This window comes from Burkholderia oklahomensis C6786 (assembly GCF_000959365.1).
GTDB classification, from domain to species: domain Bacteria; phylum Pseudomonadota; class Gammaproteobacteria; order Burkholderiales; family Burkholderiaceae; genus Burkholderia; species Burkholderia oklahomensis.
This window is the reverse complement of the sequence record NZ_CP009555.1, coordinates 2,500,390-2,523,478: the sequence shown is the minus strand read 5'-3', so window position 1 is coordinate 2,523,478 and position 23,089 is coordinate 2,500,390. Positions and strand designations below refer to the sequence as shown.

Here is a 23,089-nt window from a genome sequence, read left to right as displayed (position 1 = left end):
CCACTTTCTAGTTCTGGCCTGTTCCGGCCGCCGATCGTCGCACGGAAGGCGCTCAATACGCGCCCGATCCACGCAGAACCACGTTGACCGTCTTCAACAGGATGTACAGGTCGCGGCGAAGCGACCATTCCTTCACGTACGACACGTCGAGCGAAACGCGTGTCGCGTAATCGGTGTCGTTGCGGCCGCTCACCTGCCACAGCCCCGTCATGCCAGGCTTCGCCGCGAGGTAGTAGCGGACGTCGTCGCCGTAGCGCGCAAGCTCGGCCTCGACGATCGGCCGCGGCCCGACGAGGCTCATCTCGCCCTTCACGACATTCAGCAGCTGAGGCAGCTCGTCGAGACTGCTGCGACGCAGGAAGCGGCCGATCCGCGTGATCCGCGCGTCGTTCTTCAACTTGAATTCGCGCTCCCATTCCGCGCGCGCCTGCGGATCGCGCTCGAGCAGCGCCTTCAGCACGGCGTCCGCGTTCATCACCATCGAGCGGAACTTCAGGCACTTGAAGCGGCGGCCGTCTCGTCCGATGCGCACATGCCCGAACACGGCGGGCCCGCCGTCGCGCTTGACGAGGAATGCGATTACGGCGAGCACGGGCGACAGCACGGCGATCAGGCACGACGCCGCGGCGACGTCGAACGCACGCTTGACGATCCGCTTCGCGACGCCCGAGGTCCTCATGCGTTGCGCGACATGGCCCACCTGGTCGAACGTCGCGGCCTTCACCTTGCGGCTCGCGCGCTCGACGATGCCGAAGATCGCGAGCGTGACCGCGCGAAAGATCAACAGCCCGATACCGCTCGTCACCGTCCAGTACACGAACCACGCGCTCGACAGGATCTGCGCACGGCGCAGCACGTACAGCAGCGCGACGGTTCCGCCTTGCACGACGAGCCAGGCGAGTACGGTGCGGCTGATCAGATGCACGGGCGAGCGCCGCTTCGACGTCTCGTAGATCCCGCACGCGGGAAAGACCGACAGCGACAGCGCGGCGGCGAACGCCACCAGCGATCCGTCGAAGATCTGCGCGTGCGAGCTGCCGGACGCCTCGATCAGAATCGGGAGGAACGCGCCGATTACGATCAACGCAATGTCGACGACTCGGGGAAATATCGCTGGCATAGTGAACCTCGATTGCGTTTCGTCAAGAATTTGCTTCGTACTTCTACATTCATGCCCGATGTGCCCGCGCCTCGCACATCGCGTCATCAATGAATCGGAATCCGAATCCGAATCGACGAGCGTCCGGTCTTCATCGCCCGGAATCGACCGAGCGTCGCTCACGGCTTCGCACGCGAGCGTGGCGAAACGAAGGTTGGGGATGAAACGACGGACGCGGCGTACCGCTTGTTATGAAACCGACCCGCTCAGGTGCGAAACGAATTCGGTGCATGCGAGATCCGCGTCCGAGCCGCGACTGCGCTCGATCGCGCGATACTCGGTCGGCGACATCGACATGTGCTGGCGGAACAGCTTCGCAAGACGATCGCCGCTGCCGAGACCGGTGCGCCGCGCAATCTTGTCGACCGGAAGATCGGTGTGCACGAGCATGTGGCGCGCGTGTTCGAGCCGGACTCGCTGCACGAACTCCGACGGCGTCACGCCGATCTCCTGCTTGAAGCGCCTCAGGAAATTTCGTTCGCTCATCGCCGCCGCGTGCGCGGTGTCGGCGATCGAAATGCGGTTTGCGCTGTTGTCGCGCAGTTGCTGGACCGACGCGCGAATCAGCTTGCTCGCGCGCGCCTCGCGGGACGCAAACGCCGACTCGGCGGGCCGCGCGTTCATCGCCGGGCACAGGCATTCGGCGACTTCGTGCGCGGCGCCGTCGCCGCAATCGTGCCGAATGATCGCCAACGCGGCCGAGAATGCCGCGCGCTCCGCCGCCGTCGGGCGGGATTTTCCGGAGGATGCGGCGCCGGAGAGCATCGTGTCGATCGACAGATCGTCCGCCGCCGCGTCGCCGCGCTCGCGATTCGCGAGCCCCATCAAGCGCTTCGTGCCGCCCGAGGCTCCGACGTGGGCACGCGCGCAGCGCAGCCAATCGGATACCTTCTCGTCGTCGCGATCGGCCGCATCCGGCTCGCCGATCGCGAAGATCGCATGCACGCTTTCGATCGCTCGCTCATGCAGCGGCTGGGTCCAGACGGGTATGCCGGACGACGAATACACCGCGCCGCCCTTCGCCGACAGCAGCAGCATCTCGTAGTCGCCGCCGGGATCCACGCCGGCGTCACGAAAGCGATTGGCGAGATTGAATATTTCCGCGATGCGTCCCGCCTGCATCAACGAAAAGCTATCAAACAAGACGACAGCGATTCCTTTTCGGTAGCACACGCCTCCGAAAGCTGCACCACGACTCACGTGTGCTCCCATCCGACCAATGTTGAACGCGCATTCCATCCCGCCGGCCCTTTCCACTCATTCAGCAATGTCAATTCTGCGGCGCATCATATTCCTTCAAATAGACGTAACAACCTTTCTGTCCGATTACGATGCAATGTTGGCGGATTGACTCTGGACGCCGATTCCGCCATTTATCCTTCGCGTCAATTCGATTTGACGTGAACTTGCACCGAAGAGCGCTTGCGGGCTAGTCGATTTCGGACAATCTTTCGGCAACCGAATCATCGTCGGCATGCGAAGCTTCCGATAAAGACGACTGATCAATGCGGGCGCCGCAGATGCTGCGCCCGCACTCGCCGTCCAGGCAAATCAGGCATGTCGTTCGGATTCGACGGCCCCGCAGCTCCGCCGTTTTCGCGGCCTCCCGTCTCCGCGCCGCGCGGTTGGTTCTTGTAGGAGGAATATGACGGAATCGCGCGCCGCATACGTCGCCGCGGCGCCGACTCTATCGAATTTGCCCCCGTATCGCATGTTTTTTTACATTTGGAATTGATCTTCCATTACTGGTCCGCCAATCGCCGCTGCGTATTTTTTCGATATCAATCTCATGCTTTTCGATAATGGACGGCAGAAGCAAATTTCGCATCGTACACAATGGGCGCGATCGCCGCAGTTCGGCAATTTCATTTATGCCCGCTACGACGCGCCACACACGCGAATTAACACGATGTACGCCAATTGAACAATGCGGCTGCCACATGCGCTTTCGTCGCACGAAACTGCAGCCATTCGCGTCATCGCCCTACAATACGGCGTTTTTTCTCGAGCGAATGCAAGCAATGTGGTCTGCCATCAGCGATCTCGGCGATGCCGCCTTGACCCTTCCTCTTTCCGCCGTCTGCTGCGCGTGGCTCGTCCGCTCGTCGCCCGAGCGGCGCCACGCGATCTCGTGGCTCGCGTTGCTCGCAACCGGCATGCTCGTCGTCGGATTGACGAAGATCCTCTATGCGGGCTGCGGCGTGCAGATTCGCGCGATCGGCTTCCGCGTCGTCAGCGGCCACACGATGCTCGCATCGGCAGTGTGGCCGATGGCGCTCCTGCTCGGCCTGCAGTGGCTGCGCACGGACATCGCGCTGACGGCGGGTCTCGCGCTCGCCGCGCTGATCGGCACGGCGCGCGTGTTCGACGAAGCGCATACGACGTCCGAAGTGATCGCCGGCTGGACGGTCGGCACGCTCGTCACGCTGTCGTTCGTGCGCTGGAAGGGAGCGCCGGCCGTATCGCCACGCTTGCGGCTCTACGCGTCGATTTCGATGCTGGCAGTGCTGGCCATTGCCTACGGCAGACACGCGCCGATTCAGGCGGCGATCGAGCAGTATTCGCCGTTCCTGTGCCGTCAACTCCCATGGTGACCGGCTGCCGCACCCAAGGTTAGTCGTCGATCGCCAAAACCCCGTCTCGATCGGACAGGCGCGCTCGCGCCGTCGCACGCATCGCTATACTCCCAGGCACCGCGCCGCATCGATACTCAAATCGGGCCGACGATGTCTTGCGCACGCATGCGAAGCGCGCCGCCGAGTACGACGCATACGAAGGCGCACGCGGAAGACGCGTGCACAGGCGTCGACGGCGTGCGGAACGGGCAGCGCCCGCATCGAGTGCGTGCGCGCCGACGGCCTCGCCTCGGCGGCTCGCCGCGCGGCGCATACGCGTTCGACGCGCCGCCTTCGAGCGACGCGGCTCGGGGATGCGCACGCCGCTCACGAACAACGGAGTTTCCATGCGACGCGCGAGCGTTCCCACCCTGCTCTTCGCCGCCAGCGCCTGCTTCTTCTCGCTGAATGCGTTCAGCGTGCGCGCAACCTTCGCGGCCTATGCGCTGATCGTCATCCTCGCACTGTTCCGCGCGCCGACGCTGTTCGCGCGCCAGCGTCGTCTGCCCGCCATCGCCGCATACTGGATGCTCAGCGTGAGCATCGCGTTCATCGTGTCCGCGTTCGGCGATTTCTACGCGAACTCTTACGTCAAGTTCGTGCTGATCGAAACCTACATCGCGCTCGCGTTCTGGTTGTTCGCAAGCGGCGTGCTGTCGATGCGTTCGCTCGAACGGACATGCGAAACGCTGATCTACGTGCACGCCGCGTTCTTCATCGTGCAGCTCGGCTGCTACCTGATCTCCGGCCATTTCATCGACTTCGACAGCTACGTCCGCGAAAGCGATTCGGAAGCGCTCTACGCGACGAAGGCGCTGAGCGACAGCCTCATCTCGATCCGCGCGCTCGGCCTCTACTCGGAACCGTCGTTCTATGCGATGACGGTCGTGCCCGCAGGCGTCGTGCTGCTGCTCGCGAAGCGGCGCATGACGGCGGCGGCGATCATCGCGTTCGCGACCGCGCTGCTGTCGTTCTCGATCGCGGCGATCATCATCTGCGCGCTGCTGTTCGGCGTGCACTTCCTCGCGGGACGCACGTCGATCCGGATCAAGCTCGTGATCGTCGCCGTCGCGCTCGCGATCGCGCCGGCGATGTACAGCGTGTATGACAAACGCGTGAATCAATCCGCCGACTACGACGCGGTCGCCAGCCGCACGCTCGTGCTGCGCGAGCTGAGCACGCGCGACGCGCTCGCCGGCGTGTTCGGCAACGGGCTCTTCTGGGACGAGCGGAACAATGTCGGCAAGACGCATCTGCGCGGCTATCAGGTGCGCGACAGCTCGTTCTACGTGTATCTGCTGTTCGGCACCGGCATCGTCGGCGTCGCCGCGTTCTTCGGCACGCTGTTCATGCTGTTCCGACAGCGCGGCCGCCGACGCTACCTGCTGTATCTGCTGCCGCTCCTGCTCTTCAAGTTCCACGCGCTATACGGCATGCTGTGGCTCACGCTGCTGATGTTCGTCGTCGCCGCCGGGCACGCCGAACGTTCGCCCGAGCGCCGCGAGCGGCCTGGCACCGGTACCGTCCGGCTGAGCGCGACCGGCGCGTCGGGCCCTTAGCGTCCGCCGCCGCGCGCGTGCCGATACGCAAAGGAGAATATCGATGACCACCCGTTGGATGCTCGCCTGCCTGTTCTGCGCGTGCGCCGTTGCATCGTCGGCCGCTCAAGTGCCGCCCGCCGCGCCGCCCGGCAGGGTGATCGCGCACAGCGCGGCGGCGACGCGCGTGTTCCTCGGCTCGCCGTCGCTCGTGATCCTGCCGGACGGCACCTACGTCGCGTCGCACGACATGTTCGGGCCGTCGGCGCTGCCCGACGAGGTGCACGTATTCGCGTCGCACGACGAGGGGCAGACGTGGGGGAAGCTGAGCGTCGTGACAGGTCAATACTGGTCGTCGCTCTTCGTCGTCGACGGCGCGCTCTATCTGATGGGCACCGATCGCTCGATGGGCGCGCCGGTGATCCGCCGCTCGACCGACGGCGGCGCGACGTGGACAACGCCCAGCGACACGCAGACCGGACGCTTCGCGCTGACCGGACGCTACATCACCGGGCCGGTGCCGGTGCTCGTCGAGCGCGGCCGCGTGTGGCGCGCATTCGAAGTCATCGAAGGCGGCGACCTGCGCTCGCTCGTGCTGTCCGCGCCCGTCGACCGCGACCTGCTCGACACGCGCAACTGGCGCGCGGCCAAGCCGCTGCCGTCCGATCGAACATGGCTCGACAGCAATTTCCTGACGTGGGAGGAAGGCAGCGTCGTGTCGACAGGCGAACGCGACCCGGCGATCGTGTTGCGCGTCAACACGAAGCACGGGCCGGAAAAGGCAGCGCTCGTCCACGTGCTCGCGGACGGCCGGTCGCTGTCGTTCGATCCGGCGCACGACTTCGTCGACTTTCCGGGCGGCGGCAAGAAGTTCACGGTCCGGTTCGATCCACGCTCGGGACGCTACTGGTCGCTCGCGAACGCAGTGCCGAACGAAGACGGCACCGCGAATCTCGAGCGCGTGAGAAACACGCTCGCCCTGACGTCGTCACCCGATCTTCGCCACTGGAGCGTCGAGCGCGTGCTGCTGCAGAGCGCGGACCGCCTGCGGCACGGCTTCCAGTATGCGGATTGGCAATTCGAAGGCGACGACATCGTCGCGGTCGTGCGGATGGCGTTCGACGACAGCGAAGGCGGCGCGCAGAACCAGCATGATTCGAACTACGTGACGTTCGTGCGGGTGCGCGATTTCCGGCACGCGGCGCCGGACAAGCGCGCCGAAAACGGTTCGCGTTGACGAGCGGCGCGCGCCGCTCGTCATGCGATGCGGCACGTCCGGCGCATCGCGCGCCGGACGTTGCCGAACTCAGCCGACGGCCACCGCAAGTCCTGCGTCCGCTTGCTGATTCGCGAGCGGCTCGATCCTGAGCGTATCGACGCGCACACTCGCCCCCGTCGGCACCCACACGCGGACCTCCAGATCGCTGATCGACGACGGAAGCTCGAAATCGAACTCGGCGATCGGCCCGTTCTTCTCGCCGGGCGTCACGTCGTGCCGCTTCAGCACTTGCGCGCCGCGATCCCACGTGACGTCCATCCAGCCGCCGTCCGGCGTGTCGCACCGGCCTTCGAGACTCACGACGTAGCGTCCGGCCGGCAGCGACGCATAAGGCCCGAACAGCAGAAAGCCCGCTTGCCCGGCGCTTGTCATCGCCCCTGCTTCACGCAGACCGATCTGCGTATACAGCCGGATGTCGGCGCCTCGATAGACTCTCGCGACGCTCGCGTCCGTCACCGTGAATTCGAGCGACAGCGGCGTGAATCCGTGCGCGTCGAACCCGCGCTGGCCATCGACTGCCGGCATCGCGACGAGGCGATAGCGGCCGCTCGCGCCCGGCGCGACGATGCGCATCGCCAGCGCCAGCGCCTCTCCCGGCGCGACGAGGTTGACGGGCAGCGGCGTCGGCTCCGGAGCCGATGCGACGACCTGGCCGGCGGCGTCGAGCCAGCGATACGACAGGTGAATCGGATTCAGGCTCGAGCTGACCCAGGTCTGCGTCGACGCGTTTTCCAGGCACACGGGCAAATCGAATGTCTCGCCGGCCGTCAGCTGGCCCAGCATTGCGTCGGTTTGCAGCCGGCCCGTGGCGTCGCGCAGCGTGACGGACACCACGTCGCCCACCCGCTGGCAGTCGAAGTCCACGGGCAGGCTCATGTAGCCGACGCTCGGCGTCGCACGCGGCATCACGACCTGAAACGGCACGAGCTTCTCGTAGTAGGCGAGCTCGTTGGTGCGCTCGTCGCGGCTGTCGGAGAACACGAATCCGGCCACGTACTGCCCTTCCGGCAGATTCGCGGCGAGGTAATAGCGCATGCAGTACGTCCCGCGCGTCAAGCCGACGAGCGGCCGGTTCAGCAGCGAATTGCTGCTGCCGAACGCCCAGCGCTCGTCTCCGTCCATGATCTGGATGCCGATGCCCAGTGCGGCGACGTCGACGTCGATCGAGAACACGATCGCGAAGCGCAGGATCTGCCCGTGCGAATACGTATCGCCGCCTTCGAGCGTCGCCGACACGAGCGAGAACTCCGGCATCGAGTACGCGCGGCTCGTCACGGGCTCGTACGGCTGCCAGCGGGCGACCTCGGGTGCGGCGACGATCGTGCGATGCGCACGCTCGCGCTGCCGGCGCTCGCGCAGCACGCGATAGAACTCGATATCGAGCGCGTTCAGCGTTTCCAGGTGCTTGCGCAGCGACGGCGTGATCTGTCCGACGTCCGGCCGCACGCGCGTCGCATTCACCTTGTCGATCCGCTGCGGCGCGGGTAGTCCGATCAGTGCGGCGACGTCCGACAGAAACGCAGGCATCGCTTCGTAAAACCCCCACACGTCGTATTGCTCGACGCTCGCGAGCGCGGCGGCGATCTTCTCGTCGTCCGTGCGCGGACAAACGCCGGCAATCGCGGCGAAGTGCTCGACGTACGGATTCCTGATGGCCTCGACGAACTCGGGTTCGAACGAGCGCCCGACCGACGCGCGGAAATCAACGTCGGGATCGTCTGGCAGCGCGGCGAATCGCCCGGCCTGCTCCCACAACTCCGGCAGCTGCTCGGCTTCGTGGTTATTCATCACGAAAAAGAGCCATGAAATCGCGCGGTCGATCGGCTCGCGTAAGCATGTCAAATATTGATACCGCGGATCGAGCCCCGTCCCCTGAAACGACACGTGCGCCGAAATGACCGAATACGCGCCGCCGTAGCGCCGAATCAAGTCAAGATGTCTTCCGATCAGGTTCGGCGTCACGCAGCCCGCGCCCAACGCCTTGCTCAGCCATGCATTGACCGCCTGCCCGGCAGTCTTGGGCAGATGATCGAAAATGACGCGGCCAGCAAAAACCTGCCGTTGCTCCTTCATGGTGGGAAATCCCCTCTTATGTCGCCGCGAGCATTGATCTCGATTTTCCGAAATTCTGACATAAAAATATGGCGTGTCATTTGTCGGAATCGCGTTGTTTTTCGCGAATGTCGCCGGCTCGCATCGGCCGGTTCCGATACCGCGACGGCGTCGCGGGAACGGCGGCCGCGCATCCCGTCGGCGCTCGCGCCGACGCCGCTTGCGCGCCCGCGACGAGGACCGCCGATGCGCGTCGACGGTCCATCGAAAGGTGGCCGTCCTATCATCACGAAGCGCCGCCGTCCCACCCCGGATCGCGCGCCGCCGCGATTGTCTCCCAATCAGTGCACAGGAAGCGCAACATGACAAAAGCCGCCTTCGCCGCCCTCGCCGTTCTGGCCTCGCTGGGCGGCCTGCCCGCGCTCGCGGCGGCGCAGGCCGCCCCGTCCGCCGCGCTGCTCGCGGACAATCCGGCCGCGGGCAAGCCGCCTGCCGCGGCCGCCCGCCCGCCGATCGACGCGCCGGCGGAAATGCGCTTTCAGCAAAAGGGCGCGGGCAGCGTGCCGCGGCCGCTCGCGGTGAAACTCGCGGACATCATCAACGGCGCCGACTTCGGGATGCTGTGCAACGGCTCGAACGACGACACGGCGGCGCTCAACCGCGCGCTCACGTATGCGGCGAGCGTCGCGCCCGCCGTCGTGAACCTGCCGCTGTCGAGCACGCGCTGCGTGATCACGGGCACGGTCACCGTGCCGGAGAACGTCACGCTCGCCGGCGCCCGCGGGCAGCGCGCGAGCCTGTCCGCCGGCGCCGCGAATCTGAATCCGATGATCTCGCTCGCCGGCAACGGCTCAGCGATCCGCGACCTCTACATCAACGCGTCCGCATCGGGCGCCAACTCACGCGGCGCGACGATCGCGGTCAAGAACGTCATCGCGCCCGTGATCGCCGGCGTCTACATCCAGGGGCCGTTCGTCGGCATCGATCTGAACGGCAATCAGGCGCTCGTCGAGCAGACGATCGTCAACGGCGTCAAGGGCGCGGGCAGCATCGGAATCCGGGTCGGCGCGCTCACCGCGCACGCCGAGACAGTCGACGCGCGCATCGCGCACACGACCGTCATCGGCGATCGCGCCCAGCCGGGCGACGTCGCGATGCAGATCCTCGACGCGGGCGGCCTCCTTGTATCGGAGTCCGACATGCTGTTCACGAAGATCGGCACGCAGATCGTTCCCGGCGCAAATCAATGGGTCGCGTGGGCGAGCCTGAACAACACGTACGTCGGCGACACGAACGCCGTGAACGCACTCGAGATCGATACGAGCGCACCGACCGGACGCGTCGAAGGCCTCGAATGCAGCGCATGCTGGACCGCGTCCGCGCAGTCGGACAACATCCTGATCAAGAACACGGGCGGCGGGCTCGTGTCGGAGATTCACTTCAACGGGCTGCGCAACTACAACGGCGCGTCGAACGGCGCGAACGTCAAGGCGGGCGCCTTCGTCACGTTCGACGCGAGCCGCTTTTGCGGAAATGGGCGCGGCAACGGCGCAGCGGCGAACATCGTGTACGGCCCGAACGTGAGCTCGTATGCGGTGCGCGGCTCCGAGCTCGGCGGCAGTTGCGGCGGGCTCTTCAAGGCGGCGCCGCGGCACGGGATCGTGCTTGCCGGCGACAACGCGGGCGGGCTCATCAGCGGCAACGATTTCAGCGGCTCGAAGACGCCGATCGCGGGCGCGCCGACGGGCGACAGCATCGTGTCGTCGAATCTCGGAATCGACACCGCGCCCGCCGCGATCGCGAGCGCCGCGACGATCGACGTGCACACGGCGCCCGTCGTGATGCTGACCGGCAGCGCGAAGATCAGCACGATCAGGCCGGCGTGGAACGGGCGCACGCTGAAGCTGATTCCGACGAAGGGCGCGGCCAGCTTCGCGACGGGCGGCAATCTTTGCAACGCGGTGACGTCCGCGCAGAACGTGCCCGTCGATGCGTATTTCAACGGCAGTTGCTGGAATCTGAAGTGAGCGACGCGGTCGATGCGGCATGTGCGCGCCGTGCTCCGCGCGCGCGGCGCCGCGAGCGCAATTGTTCGCGCTACGAAATGCCCGTCGCCTGCGATGCGGTCGCATCGGCGTCGCGCGCGATCGTCGGTCGATTGCTTGGCGGTCCTTGAAGACCGCCGTCGGCGCGATACACGCTGCATCGCGCATTCGCCGCTCGCCGTCCGTGGGCGCCGCCGATTTTCCGGCTCAGTGCGGCGCCTGCGCGCGCAACGCGGATTGCCGCGGCACGCCGCCGAAGCGCATCCGAATCGACGCGAGCTCGCGCGGCAGGCGCGCGGACCGCGGACGCGCACGCGGCATCTCGACGAAGCCAAGGCGTTCGTAGAGCGCGCGGGCACGCACGTTGCTCGTCAGCACGTCGAGCACGACATCCCTGCCCGCTTCCGCACGAAACGTGCCGGCCCGCATCGCATCGTCGAACAGCGCGCTGAATGCGCCGCAGCCGCGCACGCGCTCGTCGGTCGCGCAATGCGCGATCAGGGTCTGCGTGCGCTTCGGCGCGGGCAGCTCGCTTTCGAGCACGAGCCCGCGCAGCAGCATCCGGATCGTGCGCACCGGGCCGAAGAAGCGCAGCAGCGTCCACGCGACGTGCAGATCGTCGAAGGCGGTCGCGCGTCCGTCGTGCGCGGCGAGCACCGCGCCGACCGCACCGTTCTCTGCGACCGCGACGCGATGACGCCGCCACGAAAAACGCCCGTGCTTCGACGCGAATGCGAACGCGAGGAATGCGATGCATCGCGCGGGCGATTCGCCGAGGAAGTAGCCGAATTCCCGCACGCCGGATTCGAACACGAGCGGCGCGCACGCATGCGCATCGCTTGCGGCGGCCGCGCGAAAACGCCACGAAGACATGCGCCGCGCGGCTTCGCCCGAAGCGCCGCGCTCGCCGTCGACTGGCCGGCTCGCCATCGTCGCCTCAGCGCGCGAGCCGCACGAGCGCCGCGATCGTGCGCTCGATCTGCTCGGGCTCGTGCGTCGAGCAGATGAAAAAGCGCAGGCGCGCGGCCTTCTCTTCGACGGCCGGATAGAAGATCGGCTGCACGTTGATGCCTTCGTCGAAGAGCGCGTTCGCCCATTGCGCGGCCTTCAGCGAGCTGCCGGTGATGACGGGCACCACCGCATAGCCTTCGCTCGTGCCCGTGTTGAGGCCGGCGTCGCGCGCCTGCGTGAGGAACTGCAGCCCGCGCTCGCGCAGCGTCGCGATCCGCTGCGGCTCGGCCTGCAGGCGTTCGAGCGCGGCGAGCGACGCGGCCGCGAGCACGGGCGACAGCCCGACGCTGTACAGAAAGCCCGGCGCGAGATGGCGAAGAATGTCGATGAGCGGCTGGCAGCCGGCGATGAAGCCGCCGCAGCCGGCGAGCACCTTGCTCAGCGTGCCCATCCAGAGATCGACGTCGGCGGAACGCACGCCGCAGTGCTCGCGGATGCCCTTGCCGTTTTCGCCGAGCACGCCGAGCGAGTGTGCTTCGTCGACCATCAGGAACGCGCCGTAGCGCTGCTTGATCTCGACGAAACGCGCGAGGTCCGGCAGATCGCCGTCCATGCTGTAGAGCCCTTCGATCGCGACGAGCACGTGCCGGTATTCGCGCCGCGCACGCGCGAGCAGCGCGTCGAGCGCGCGCCAGTCGTTGTGCGGAAAGCTCAGGCGCTTCGCGCCGCTCAGCTGCGCGCCCTGCACGATGCTGTTGTGCGCGAGCGCGTCGTGCACGACGAGGTCGCCCGGCCCGAACAGCGAGCCGATCACGGTGACGTTCGTCGCATGGCCGCTCACGAACACGACGCAATCGTCGGTCTCGTAGAACGACGCGAGGCCGCGCTCGAGCTCGCGCTGCACCGGCCGCTCGCCCGCGACCATCCGGCTCGCGGACGCGGACGTGCCGTAGCGGTCGATCGCGTCCTTCGCGCGCGCCGACACGACGGGATCGCCCGCGAGGCCCAGGTAGTTGTAGTTCGCGTAGTTCAGGTATTCGCGGCCGCCGATGTGCGTCGTCGCGCCGGCGACGCCCTCGTGCACGCGGAAGAACGGCGATTCGACGCGCAGCTTCTCGCCCATCTCGCGGATGATCCTGACCTGCTGGTACTGCGGCATCGCCTCGAACCAGCTGCGCGGATCGCCTGCCGCGTGCGTGGTGGCGGAAGGCGGCGCACGGCGCGCGTCGCCGCCGTCGGAGACGCGATCCAGTTGCCGCTTCAGTGCTTTCGCCGCGAGCTGCTGGCGCAGGTGATCACCCAATCCCATCTGAACCGTTCGCCTGTTTCGTCAATGAAGCCCACATATTACGCGACGAACTCGGCCCATTCCCACGCGCCCTGCGTCGACAGCAGTTTCTCGACGAGCCGGAAGTTCATCTCGTGGCTCGGCCTGAACGCCGACACGCGGCCGAGCAGCGGCGCGCCGGCGAGCGCGAGGTCGCCGATCAGGTCGAGCACGCGGTGGCGGACGAACTCGTCCGGCTGCCGCAGGCCGCCGACGACGCGCGAGCCGACGATCGACGCCGTGCACGACGGCCGCGCGCCGCGCAGGATCGGCACGCCGCGCAGATAGCCGCCGACGATCGCGGGAATCGCCCATTTGACGCGCCCGTACGAGCGCGACGGCGCGATCTCGGCGGCGAACACCGCGGGCGTCAGCACGCCGCGCCAGTGCATGTCGCCGAAGCCTTTCAGGTCGTTGCGCACGCTGAGCTCATAGCGCGCGGCGGGCTCGATGCGCATCTCGCGGCGCGCGGCGCCGTCGCCTTCCATCGCGAAGACGGGCCGTAGCACGCGAATGAAGCGCTTCGGCGCCGGCAGCGCCGCGCGTCCGCATGCGCGCAGCGCGTCGACCCACGGCCGCGCGCTGCCGTCGAGGATCGGCACCTCCTCCGCATCGAGCTCGACGGTCGCGTGATCGATCTCGCAAGCGAGCAGCGAGGCGAGCAGATGCTCGATCGTGCGCACGCCGACGCCGTCCGCGTTGCGCAGCATCGTGCAAAGCGGCTGCGCGCGGCGCAGCGCGGGGTCGGCTGCGAGCGTCGCGAGCTCGCGGCCGTCCTGCATTCGCCGGAACGCGACGCCGCGCGCACGCGCGCGTCCGTCGGCGGGCAGGATCCGCACGCGCACGCGCCGCCCGGTGTGCAGCCCGTGGCCCGACAGCGCAAGCTCGCGCGCGAGCGTGCCTTCGCGCGCCTGCCAGCCCGCCGGCGCGCTCATGCGGTCACCAGCGTCTTCGGCGTGCCCGCCGCGGCGTCGGCGGGCTCGTCGTCCCCGACTTTCAGTACCGTGCGCGCGTCGCCGTCGAGCGCGTGCTGCGCGGCGATCGCGGCCACCTGCGCGTCGTCGCCTTCGCCCGGGCCCGACGGGCCGGCCGCCGCGCCCGAGATCATGTCGACGATCCGTCCGGCAAGCGAATGCACGGTCGCGCCGTCCGCGATCGACATCACCGACAGCTTGACCTCGAACGTCTCTTCGACCGCCATCCCGAGCTCCATCCCCATCAGCGAATCCATGCCCATCTCGAGCACCGACTTGTCGAGCTCGATCCGCTCGGTCGACAGATGCAGGATGCACGCGATCTGCGCGCGCAGATTGTCTTCGACGACGCCCACCGCCTCGTCGCGCGACAGCGCGGCCACTTGCGCGCGCAGCCGCGTGCCGCCGTCGCGCGCGGGCTCGCTCGCGCCGCGCGCGCGCAGAAGCGCGTAGCGGCGCGCACCGGCGGCGGGCATCCCGCGCGACACCGCGTGCCAGTCGAGCCGCACGACGGCCTCGCCCGCGCCGCCTGCGAGCAGCACGCGCTCGAGCGCGGCGAGCGCCTCGCCGGACGTGATCGACACGCCGCCGATCCGCGCCTGCAGCGCCTCGCGCGTCTCGGCGTGGCGTGCGAGAAAACCGACGTCCTCGAGCGGCCCCCACGCCATGGCCGTGCCCGCGAGGCCCGCCGCGCGGCGCTGTTCGACGAGCGCCTCGACGAAGCTGTTCGCGGCGACGTAGCTCGCCTGCCCCGGATTGCCGAGATAGGTCGTCGCCGACGAATAGACGACGAAGAAATCGAGCGTGCGCCCGCGCGTCGCGCGATGCAGGTTCCACGCGCCCGCAACCTTCGGCGCGAGCACCGCGGCGAAGCGTTCGTCGTCGAGATTGCGCACGAGGCCGTCGTCGATGTGCATCGCCGAATGCAGCACGCCCTTCAACGGCGCGCCGCGCGCATCGATCTCGCCGATCGCGCGGGCGAGCGCCGCCGCGTCGGTCGCGTCGCACGCGACGACGTGCGTCTGCACGCCGAGTTCGTCACGCCAGCGCTCGACTTCGTCGCGCAGCGGTTCGGCAAGCGCGCCGCCGCGGCTTGCGAGCGTCAGATGCCGCGCGCCGCGCGACACCATCCAGCGCGCGCTCGCGAAGCCGAGACCGCCCGTGCCGCCGACGACGAGATACGCGGCGTGCGGATCGAGCCGCAGTGCGCGGGCGTGCGTGGAAGCCATGCCGCGCGTCGGCGCGGGCGTGCCCGCCGGATACGTGACGAGCACCTTGCCGATCTGCCGCGCCTGCTGCATGTAGCGAAACGCGTCCTCGACGCGCGCGGCCGGGAACGCGCGATACGGCAGCGGATGCAGCGCGCCTTCGGCGAAGAGCGCGATCACGTCGCCGAACAGGCGCTCGGTCAGATCGGGCCGCGCGCCCATCAGTTGATCGGCGTCGATGCCGAAGTAGCTGATGTTGTTGCGAAACGGACGCAGGCCGATGTGGCTGTTCTCGTAGAAGTCGCGCTTGCCGAGTTCGAGGAAGCGGCCGAATGGCCGCAGCGTGTCGATGCTGCGCACCATCGCCTCGCCCGCGAGCGAGTTGAGCACGACGTCGACGCCCTCGCCGCCCGTCAATGCGCGAATCTCGTCCGCGAACGACAGGCTGCGCGAATCGAGCACGTGATCGGCGCCGATGAGCCGCACGAACTCGCGCTTCTCATCGCTGCCCGCCGTCGCGAACACTTCCGCGCCGCAGCGGCGCGCGAGCTGGATCGCCGCGATGCCGACGCCGCCCGCCGCGCCGTGCACGAGCACCCGCTCGCCGCGGCGCAGCCGCGCGAGCTCGGCGAGCGCGTAGTACGCGGTGAAGAAGGTCGTCGGAATCGTCGCCGCTTCTTCGAACGACAGCCGCGACGGCTTGTGCGCGACCGCGGCCGCCCGCGTCCTCACGCGCGTCGCGAACGACGCGGGCGCGAAGCCGAGCACCGCGTCGCCGGCCGCGAAGCCGTCGACGTCGCGGCCGGCGCGCACGACGCGCCCCGCGAGCTCCATGCCGATCGTCGCGCCGGCGAAGCCCGCCTCGACCGCCTCGTCGGACAAGAGTCCCATCGCGTACATCACGTCGCGGAAGTTGAGGCCGGTCGCCACGGGCTCGATCTCGACTTCGTCAGGCGCGAGCTCGAGCTCGTGCGGCCGCAGCGCGAACCATTCGAGATTGCGCAGCGAGCCGGGCGCGTCGAACGCGAGCACCGCGGGCGGCCGCTCGCCGATCGCGCCGGGCGCGCGCGCGTCGATCTGCGCGGCGCTCAGCATTCGCGGCACGAAGCGTCCGCGCGGCGTGAGGAGCACCTCTTCTTCCGCGTCGTCGGCGAGCAGCTCGCGCACGAGCACATCGAGCGCGGCGCCGCAGCCGGGATGCACGTCGATCAGCCGGCACGACAATTCGGAATGCTCGTTCGCGAGCACGCGGCCGAGCCCCCAGAGACCCGCCTGCGTCGGATCGAGCGGCGCATCGAGCGCGAACGGCGCGCCGCCGCGCGTGACGACCGACAGCCGCACGCTCGCCGTCGCATCGACGACGCCGAGCTCGCGCACGAGCCGCGCGAGCGCGACGACGCCCGTGCGCTGCGCGCGCATCATCGCGGCGCCGTCGGCGTCGGCGGCGAGCGCCGCATCGGGCGCGACGAACACCAGATGATGCGGCTGCGCGGGCGACGCGACCGCGACGATCTCGGCCATCCGGTTAAGCGACACGGCCTCCGCATAGCAGCCGGCGCTCGCGAGCGCGCCGGCGAGCGCCGCGCCCGCATCCCCGTCGTCACCCGTCGCGACGAGCCAGCGCTCCGCATACGCGGCGGTGTCGAGGCTGTCCCATACGCCGCCGTCGAGCGCCTCGCGCGCGTCGCCCGCCTTCGCGGCCGGCTTGCGCGCGACGACGAACGTCGGCGCGCCTTCGAGATCGAGCGATTGCTCGAGGTGGCGCGCGACATCGCGAAAACCCGCGTGCGAAAGCAGCGACTGGATCTCGGCCGGCGCGAGCGCCGCGGCCTGCGACGCGCTCGCGCCGCTTGCGGCGAGCGCGAACACGATGTCGGCGAAGCGGCTGCCGCGCGTCTCCGCGAGCACGACGAGGCCGCCCGGCGCGAGGCGCTCGAACACGACGCTCAGGAATGCGAGCGGATCGTGCTGCGCAGCGAGCGCGCGATCGATCAGCACGATGTCGTAAGGGGTGCGGTCGTCGGTGGCGATCGCCACGCCTTCGCCCGTCTGCAACGCGACCGTCTGCATCGACGGATGCGCGGCCGCGTCGAAGCCGGCGAGCTGCTGCGGCGTGCCTGCGATCGTGTAGTCGCAGCGCGCGGCGGACGGCGCGACACCGAGCGGCCGCAGCACGTCGCGGCCGGGCGCGCCGATCTCGAGCACGCGCAGCCGGCGCGGCGCGCGCCACGCGGCGAGCGCCTGCTCGACGCAGGCTGCGATCAGCGCATGCGCGTGGCCCCACGTCGGCGACGCTTCGTAGAAATGATCGACGAGACTGCCGCCCGTCGGCGACAGCGCCTGAGCGGGCGCCGTCTCGCCGCGCAGCACGGCGGGCAGCAACGCGCCGCAGTGCGCGAGCAGCGTCAGCTCCGCGACGTGCGCGGGCGACTCGGCGAGCAGGCCGCGCCACAGTTCGTCGAGCGCGGGCATCGCCGCGCACGTCGTATCGTTGCGCACGAGACGCGTGCCCGCCCACTGCGCGAGCCCGTCCTCGACGAGCATCGCGGCAAGGCGCGCGACGAGCCCCGCGCGCTCGTCCGCGGGCGGCACGGGCTGCCGGAACGCGTCGATCGCATCGAGCGCGCGCAGCGCATACGCGCTTGCGAGCACGTCGAAGAGCGGCAGCATCTCGGTCAAATGGCTCGTGCGCCGCGCGAGGTCTTCGCCCGCCGCGAGCATCGCGATCGCGCTCTCGACGAGCCGCCCGGGCGCGGGCAGCGCGCTCGCGTCGAACGACGACGGCAGCGGCTTCGCGTCGAGCGCATAGGCAAAGCGCGCGGGCGCATTCAGCCGGCGGCCGACGAGGTCGACGCGCCGGAACCGGCACGCGGCGAGACGCGCGACGATCGCGCCGCTCGCGTCGAGGAATTCGAACGACGCGACGATCGAATGCGGATTGCGCCGCTCGATTCGCGCGAGCACGCGCGCGACGACGTCGCCGCGCAAGAAATCGATGCGCCCGAGCCGGACCGGCACGTACGCAGCGTGCGGCGCGCACGCGTCGCGGCCGTCGCTTTGCGCGAGCAGCGCGAAGAGCGGATGAAAGCCGCTGTCCATCAGCGCCGGATGCAGCAGGTAGGCGGCGAGCTCGGCGGCGTCGCCGCAGGCCTGCGGCGCGGCGAGCTCGGCGAGCGCCGCGTCGCCCGCGATCCTCAGCGCGCGCACCCAGCGGAACGCCGGGCCGTATGCGAGGCCGAGCGCGGCCGCGCCGTCGTACAGCGCATCGGCGCTCGACGCGGGCTGGGCGAAGAGACGCGCGAGCGCCTCGGGCGACACGGCGCTCGACGCATTCAGCGTATTGCCGCTCTCGAGCAGCCGGCCGACGACGTTCTCGACCCACGGCGCGTCGCACATCCGGTCGCGCGTCTCGATCTTGAACGACGCGGTGCGCGGCTCGATCGTGAAGCGGAACAGCTTCGCCTGCTGCCCCTGGAACACGACGGGCGCGCGGATCTCGAGATTCTCGAGCGCGCAGTCCGACGTGCCGAAGAACGCGCACGCGGCGGCGAGCGCCATCTCGACGTAGCCCGCGCCGGGAAACGTGACGCCGCCGTCGACGACGTGATCGGCGAGCATCGGCACGCGCACGGGATCGAGCTGGTTCTCCCACGCGAACGCATGCTCGCGCAGCCGGTAGCCCAGGAGCGGATGCGCGCGGCGGCGATTGACGAGGCCGTAGCCTTCGGGGCTCGGATCGAGCCAGTAGCGCTCGCGCTGCCACGGATAGGTCGGCAGCGCGACGCGCGGCGAGTCGGGCGCGAAGCGGTCGGGATCGATCCGCGCGCCGTGCGCGACCGCCGAGGCGATCGCCTGGCGCAGCATCTGCGCGCCGTCCTGCTGGCGCTTGAGCGTCGGCAGCATCGTGCCGGACAGCTTGAGCGCGGTCAGCGTCTGCTTCACGTACGTGCGCAGGATCGAGTGCGGCGATACTTCGATGAACAAACGAATGCCGTCCGCCGCGAGGTGTGCGATCGCGTCGCCGAAACGCACCGGCTCGCGGATGTTGCGCCACCAGTAGCGCGCGTCGAGCGCGTCGCCCGGAAAGCGCCCGCCCGTGACGGTCGACACGAAGCCGCCCGTGCCCGCGCGCGGCGCAACGCCCGCGAGCTTTTCGAGCACGACCGGCTCGATCCGCTCCATCTGCTTGCTGTGGAACGCGTAATCGAGATCGAGCAACTGGAAGAACTGACCGGTCGCGCGCAGCGATGCCTCGATCGCCTGCAGTCCGTCGAGCGGGCCCGCGAGCGTCACCGATTGCGGGCTGTTCACGCCGGCGATCTCGACGCTCGACGCGAGCGGCAACTGGGCGATCAGCGCACGCGCGGCGTCCTCGCCGACGCCCGCCGCGGCCATGCGTCCGCTGCCGCGGGTCAGCGCCTGCGCGCGGCTCCGGATCTTGATGACCCGCACCGCGTCGGCGAGCGACAGCGCATCCGCCGCCCATGCGGCGGCGATCTCGCCGACGCTGTGGCCGGCGACCGCGTCAAAGCGCACGCCGTGCGCGTCGAGCACGCGCACGATCCCCACTTGAATCGCGAACAGGAGCGGCTGCGCGTTCTCGGTCGCGGCGAGCCATTCGGCGCTCGCGCCCGCGCACATCACGTCGACGAGCGATGCGCTGCCGTCCGCGCACCAAAGCGCGTCGACTTCGGCGAGCGCGGCGCGGAACACCGCATCTTCCGCGTACAGCTCCCGGCCCATTCCCGCCCACTGCGAGCCGTTGCCGGAAAACAGGAGCGCGACGCGCGCGTCGTGCTCCGCCGCATGCGCGTGCGCGACGCACGCGGGCACCGACGCCCCGCCCGGCTGCGCGAGCGCGGCGAGCGCCGCGCGGCCGTCTGCGACGTTCGCGGGCGCGACGACGGCGCGCGCTTCGAACCATTGCCTGCGCCGCACCACGTTGGCGGCGAGCGCATGCCACGCGCAACCGTCGTCGAGGCGCTGCAGATAGCGCGCGGCCAGCGCGGCGAGCGCCCGCGGCGCGCGCGCCGTCAAGACGAGCGGCGGCGGCACCGCGTCGGCATCCGGCGCGTTCTGCTCCGTCGCGTCGCCCCGCCCGCCGTCCGCTGCGGCCGCGGGCGCTTCCATCAGCACGACGTGCGCATTCGTGCCGCCGAAGCCGAACGAGTTGACGCCGATCGTGAGCGGCGCTTCGCGCTCGTCGAGCGGCGTGTAGCGATCGACGACGCGCAGCCGCCCGCCCGCGAAATCGATATTGGGATTCGGCGTCTCGAAATGCAGCGAGCGCGGCACCGCGCGGTGCTCGAGGCAGCACACGGCCTTGAAGAGGCCCGCCATCCCGGATGCGGTTTCGAGATGGCCGATGTTGGTCTTCACCGAGCCGATCAGGAGCGGATCGTGCTCCGGACGCTGCGCGCCCGCGACTTCGATCAGCGCGCGCGCTTCGATCGGATCGCCGACCGCGGTACCGGTGCCGTGCGCTTCGAGATAGACGAGCGAACGCGGATCGATGCCCGCGCGCCCGTACACGTCGCGCAGCAGCGCGGCCTGCGTCGCGGCGCCCGGCACGCTGATGCCGCCTGGCGAGTAGCCGTCCGAATTCACGCCGGAGCCCGCGATCACCGCGTGGATCGTGTCGCCGTCGGCAAGCGCGCGCTCGAGCGGCTTCAGCAGCACGAACGCGCCGCCTTCGGCGCGCACGTAGCCGTCGCCCGTCGCGTCGAACGCGCGGCAGCGGCCGCGCGGCGACAGCATCGACGCCTTCGAGAAACTGACGAAGCCGAACGGATGCGCGAGCAGATTCACGCCGCCCGCGAGCGCGAGCTCGGCGTCGCCCGATTGCAGCGCCTGGATCGCCTGGTGCAACGCGACGAGCGACGACGAGCACGCGGTGTCGACCGACATGCTCGGCCCGCGCAGATCGAACAGGTAGGACACGCGATTCGACGCGATGCTGAGCGTGTTGCCGGTCGCCGAATACGGATCGACCGAATTCAGGTCGTCCATGCTGCGATTGCCGTAGTCCGGGCTCGCGACGCCGACGTACACGCCGCAGTTGCGCCCGCGCATGTCGGCGGGACGCACGCCGGCATCCTCGAACGCTTCCCACGCGAGCTCGAGCAGCAGGCGCTGCTGCGGATCCATCTGCGTCGCCTCGCGCGGCGAAATGCCGAAGAACGCCGCGTCGAAACCGGCAACATTGTCCAGCACGCCCGCGGCGAACGTGTAGCTTTTACCCGGTTCGCGCTTCGACGGATGTCGATAGAAGTCCGTACCGAATCGCTCCGCGGGCACCTCGGTGACCGCGTCGCGCTCGTCGCACAGCAGCCTCCAGAACGCGTCCGGACTCTCTACGCCACCGGGAAAGCGACACGCCATCCCAACAATTGCAATCTTTACATTCATCGTTGTGTCGTTTTTTCCGATGCCTTCGTCGCAGGGCCGCTCGTCTCTTCCGCTTCGGTCGCACGAAGCAGGATCGAACCGAGCTCTTCGACACGCGCATCTCGTCGACAGGCGTCCGGGGTGCCGAAATTCCGCCAGATAAAGTAGTCGCTGCGCTCGGGCGCGACACCCAGCTTACCGAAAATACGCGGCAGCGCCGGGACATGGTCGCCATAAAAGCACACGACCGTGTCACGCCGTCGAGCGCGCAGATGCTCGAGCAGTCGCCCGATCATTGCATCCGCATTTACGACATGACGCAAGTAAACAGTTAAATCGCGCCATTCGGCGCCGTCGCCGAACGCATGGCGCGCGCGCGATTCGCCGGGCTCCACCGTCTCCAGATGCAGCGGGCCGTGGTTCTCCATCGTCATCGCGAACGCGAAGAGCGGCTTGGCGCGCGGCGCGTCGAGCTCGGCGATCAGCGCGTCGGCGACGGCCGCGTCGGCCACGTACGGGCCGGCGCGCGGCGCGCGGGCAAAATGCCGGATGTCGAGGAAGCGCTCGAAATGCATCAGCGGGAACACGCGGTCGCGGCCGAAGAAGTCCGCGTAATACGGATGGATCGCGACCGTCCCGTAGCCGCCGCGCCTGAACCAGCCGGCGAGCGAATCGCAGGCGCGACGCAGGAACGCATAAGGATAGAAGCGCGCATAGCCGAGGCGCTCCGACGCGAGCCCCGTCAGCATCGCGAACTCGGTGCGCATCGTGTTGGCGCCCCACGCAGGCACTGCAAGCTCGCCGTAAAACATCGACTCGCGCCGCGCGCGATCGAAATGCGCGAAGAGCGACGGCTCGATGCCGCTCACCGCGCGCCGCGCATCGAAGAACGATTCGCTCTGGATCACGATCACGTCCGGATACGCGGCGGCCCGGCCGTCGGCGAACGGACTCGCCGCCGCCGCGCGCTCGAACGCGCGCAGCGTCGCCGGCCGCAGCCCGTTGAGCAGATACGCGACGAACGTCGCGAAGAAGCCGTTGCGCCGCTGGTCGACGCTCGCGTCGAGCGTGAGCGTCAGGCGCTTCGCGAGCAGGCAGCCGCAGACGAAGCAGGCGGCGACCGCGCCGGCCGCCGCCCCGAACGGCCGCGGCGCAAGCGGCGCCTCGGCCCGATAGCCGGCCGCGAGCAGCGCGATCCCCGCCGCGATCGCGGCGACCTTGCCCGCGCTCAGGAACGGCAGATACAGGCGCGGATGCGAGAACAGCTGGCTGAAGAGGCTCAGATCGGTGAACACGAACGGCTCGCGCAGCGATTCATGCTTCGCGTTGCTGACGACCGCCATCAGGCCGACGAGCGCGACGGCGACGAACGCCGAGAACAGCACGCGCGCGGTGACGAACAGCACGCAGCCGCCGACGAACGCGAATGCGAGCACGTGCAGCGCGACGGCCGGCAGCGGCCGACGCCACGGCGCGCGCGGCATCGCGAGCGCATCGAGAGCGAACGACAGCGCGGCCGCGAGCGAGAAGGTGAGCGCGAGCCCGCCGCCCACG

General features: G+C 68.9%; 12 protein-coding genes. 4 read left to right on the top strand and 8 right to left on the bottom strand.

Features of this window, described 5'->3' with window-relative positions:
* Positions 1-52: 52 nt before the first annotated feature.
* Entirely contained in the window at positions 53-1,120 is a 1,068-nt protein-coding gene (locus tag BG90_RS11335) for a sugar transferase (RefSeq protein WP_010106093.1), read from the bottom strand.
* A gap of 228 nt (positions 1,121-1,348) precedes the next feature.
* Entirely contained in the window at positions 1,349-2,281 is a 933-nt protein-coding gene (locus BG90_RS11330) for a helix-turn-helix domain-containing protein (RefSeq protein ID WP_010116875.1), read from the bottom strand.
* Positions 2,282-3,180: 899 nt separating this feature from the next.
* On the opposite strand from BG90_RS11330, the gene BG90_RS11325 reads away from it, so the two are divergent.
* The 3 genes from BG90_RS11325 (at position 3,181) to BG90_RS11315 (ending at position 6,549) form a co-directional block, all read left to right on the top strand.
* A complete protein-coding gene (locus BG90_RS11325; protein WP_025989978.1) occupies positions 3,181-3,753 on the top strand; it encodes a phosphatase PAP2 family protein in 573 nt (190 codons plus the stop codon).
* A gap of 368 nt (positions 3,754-4,121) precedes the next feature.
* Positions 4,122-5,333, top strand: coding sequence for a membrane protein (locus BG90_RS11320; protein WP_025989979.1), 1,212 nt, complete (start codon positions 4,122-4,124; stop codon positions 5,331-5,333).
* Between the two features lie 43 nt (positions 5,334-5,376).
* Complete coding sequence (locus BG90_RS11315; RefSeq protein ID WP_025989980.1) at positions 5,377-6,549, top strand: sialidase family protein; 1,173 nt, start codon at positions 5,377-5,379, stop codon at positions 6,547-6,549.
* A 69-nt stretch (positions 6,550-6,618) separates the two neighbouring features.
* On the opposite strand, the gene BG90_RS11310 is transcribed toward BG90_RS11315, so the two are convergent.
* Entirely contained in the window at positions 6,619-8,664 is a 2,046-nt protein-coding gene (locus BG90_RS11310; protein WP_010116882.1) for a hypothetical protein, read from the bottom strand.
* Positions 8,665-8,744: 80 nt separating this feature from the next.
* Here BG90_RS11310 and BG90_RS11305 point away from each other — a divergent pair, with 80 nt between their 5' ends.
* A complete protein-coding gene (locus tag BG90_RS11305; protein WP_234419672.1) occupies positions 8,745-10,670 on the top strand; it encodes a hypothetical protein in 1,926 nt (641 codons plus the stop codon).
* Positions 10,671-10,895: 225 nt separating this feature from the next.
* On the opposite strand, the gene BG90_RS11300 is transcribed toward BG90_RS11305, so the two are convergent.
* The 5 genes from BG90_RS11300 to BG90_RS11280 are packed head-to-tail and all read right to left on the bottom strand — an operon-like array spanning position 10,896 to position 23,088.
* Positions 10,896-11,618 carry a GNAT family N-acetyltransferase gene (locus tag BG90_RS11300; protein ID WP_010116895.1) on the bottom strand — a complete coding sequence of 241 codons (723 nt, stop codon included), beginning with the start codon at positions 11,616-11,618 and terminating at the stop codon, positions 10,896-10,898.
* 7 nt (positions 11,619-11,625) lie between these two features.
* Positions 11,626-12,948, bottom strand: coding sequence for an aminotransferase class I/II-fold pyridoxal phosphate-dependent enzyme (locus BG90_RS11295; protein WP_010106112.1), 1,323 nt, complete (start codon positions 12,946-12,948; stop codon positions 11,626-11,628).
* 38 nt (positions 12,949-12,986) lie between these two features.
* A complete protein-coding gene (locus tag BG90_RS11290) occupies positions 12,987-13,901 on the bottom strand; it encodes a UDP-3-O-acyl N-acetylglycosamine deacetylase (RefSeq protein ID WP_010116897.1) in 915 nt (304 codons plus the stop codon).
* Positions 13,898-21,556, bottom strand: a complete 7,659-nt coding sequence (locus BG90_RS11285) for a type I polyketide synthase (protein ID WP_045568136.1) — start codon at positions 21,554-21,556, stop codon at positions 13,898-13,900. The genes BG90_RS11290 and BG90_RS11285 overlap by 4 nt, the downstream gene beginning before the upstream one ends.
* Entirely contained in the window at positions 21,553-23,088 is a 1,536-nt protein-coding gene (locus BG90_RS11280; protein ID WP_010116914.1) for an LTA synthase family protein, read from the bottom strand. The genes BG90_RS11285 and BG90_RS11280 overlap by 4 nt, the downstream gene beginning before the upstream one ends.
* Between the last annotated feature and the right edge of the window lies 1 nt (position 23,089).

What these genes read in the sequence shown, in the direction of transcription:
- BG90_RS11335 (WP_010106093.1), bottom strand. Translation starts at nt 1,120, where the DNA reads ATGCCAGCGATATTTCCCCGAGTCGTCGACATTGCGTTGATCGTAATC.
- BG90_RS11285 (WP_045568136.1), bottom strand. Translation starts at nt 21,556, where the DNA reads ATGAATGTAAAGATTGCAATTGTTGGGATGGCGTGTCGCTTTCCCGGT.
- BG90_RS11325 (WP_025989978.1), top strand. Translation starts at nt 3,181, where the DNA reads ATGTGGTCTGCCATCAGCGATCTCGGCGATGCCGCCTTGACCCTTCCT.
- BG90_RS11330 (WP_010116875.1), bottom strand. Translation starts at nt 2,281, where the DNA reads ATGCAGGCGGGACGCATCGCGGAAATATTCAATCTCGCCAATCGCTTT.
- BG90_RS11315 (WP_025989980.1), top strand. Translation starts at nt 5,377, where the DNA reads ATGACCACCCGTTGGATGCTCGCCTGCCTGTTCTGCGCGTGCGCCGTT.
- BG90_RS11290 (WP_010116897.1), bottom strand. Translation starts at nt 13,901, where the DNA reads ATGAGCGCGCCGGCGGGCTGGCAGGCGCGCGAAGGCACGCTCGCGCGC.
- BG90_RS11310 (WP_010116882.1), bottom strand. Translation starts at nt 8,664, where the DNA reads ATGAAGGAGCAACGGCAGGTTTTTGCTGGCCGCGTCATTTTCGATCAT.
- BG90_RS11320 (WP_025989979.1), top strand. Translation starts at nt 4,122, where the DNA reads ATGCGACGCGCGAGCGTTCCCACCCTGCTCTTCGCCGCCAGCGCCTGC.
- BG90_RS11295 (WP_010106112.1), bottom strand. Translation starts at nt 12,948, where the DNA reads ATGGGATTGGGTGATCACCTGCGCCAGCAGCTCGCGGCGAAAGCACTG.
- BG90_RS11300 (WP_010116895.1), bottom strand. Translation starts at nt 11,618, where the DNA reads ATGGCGAGCCGGCCAGTCGACGGCGAGCGCGGCGCTTCGGGCGAAGCC.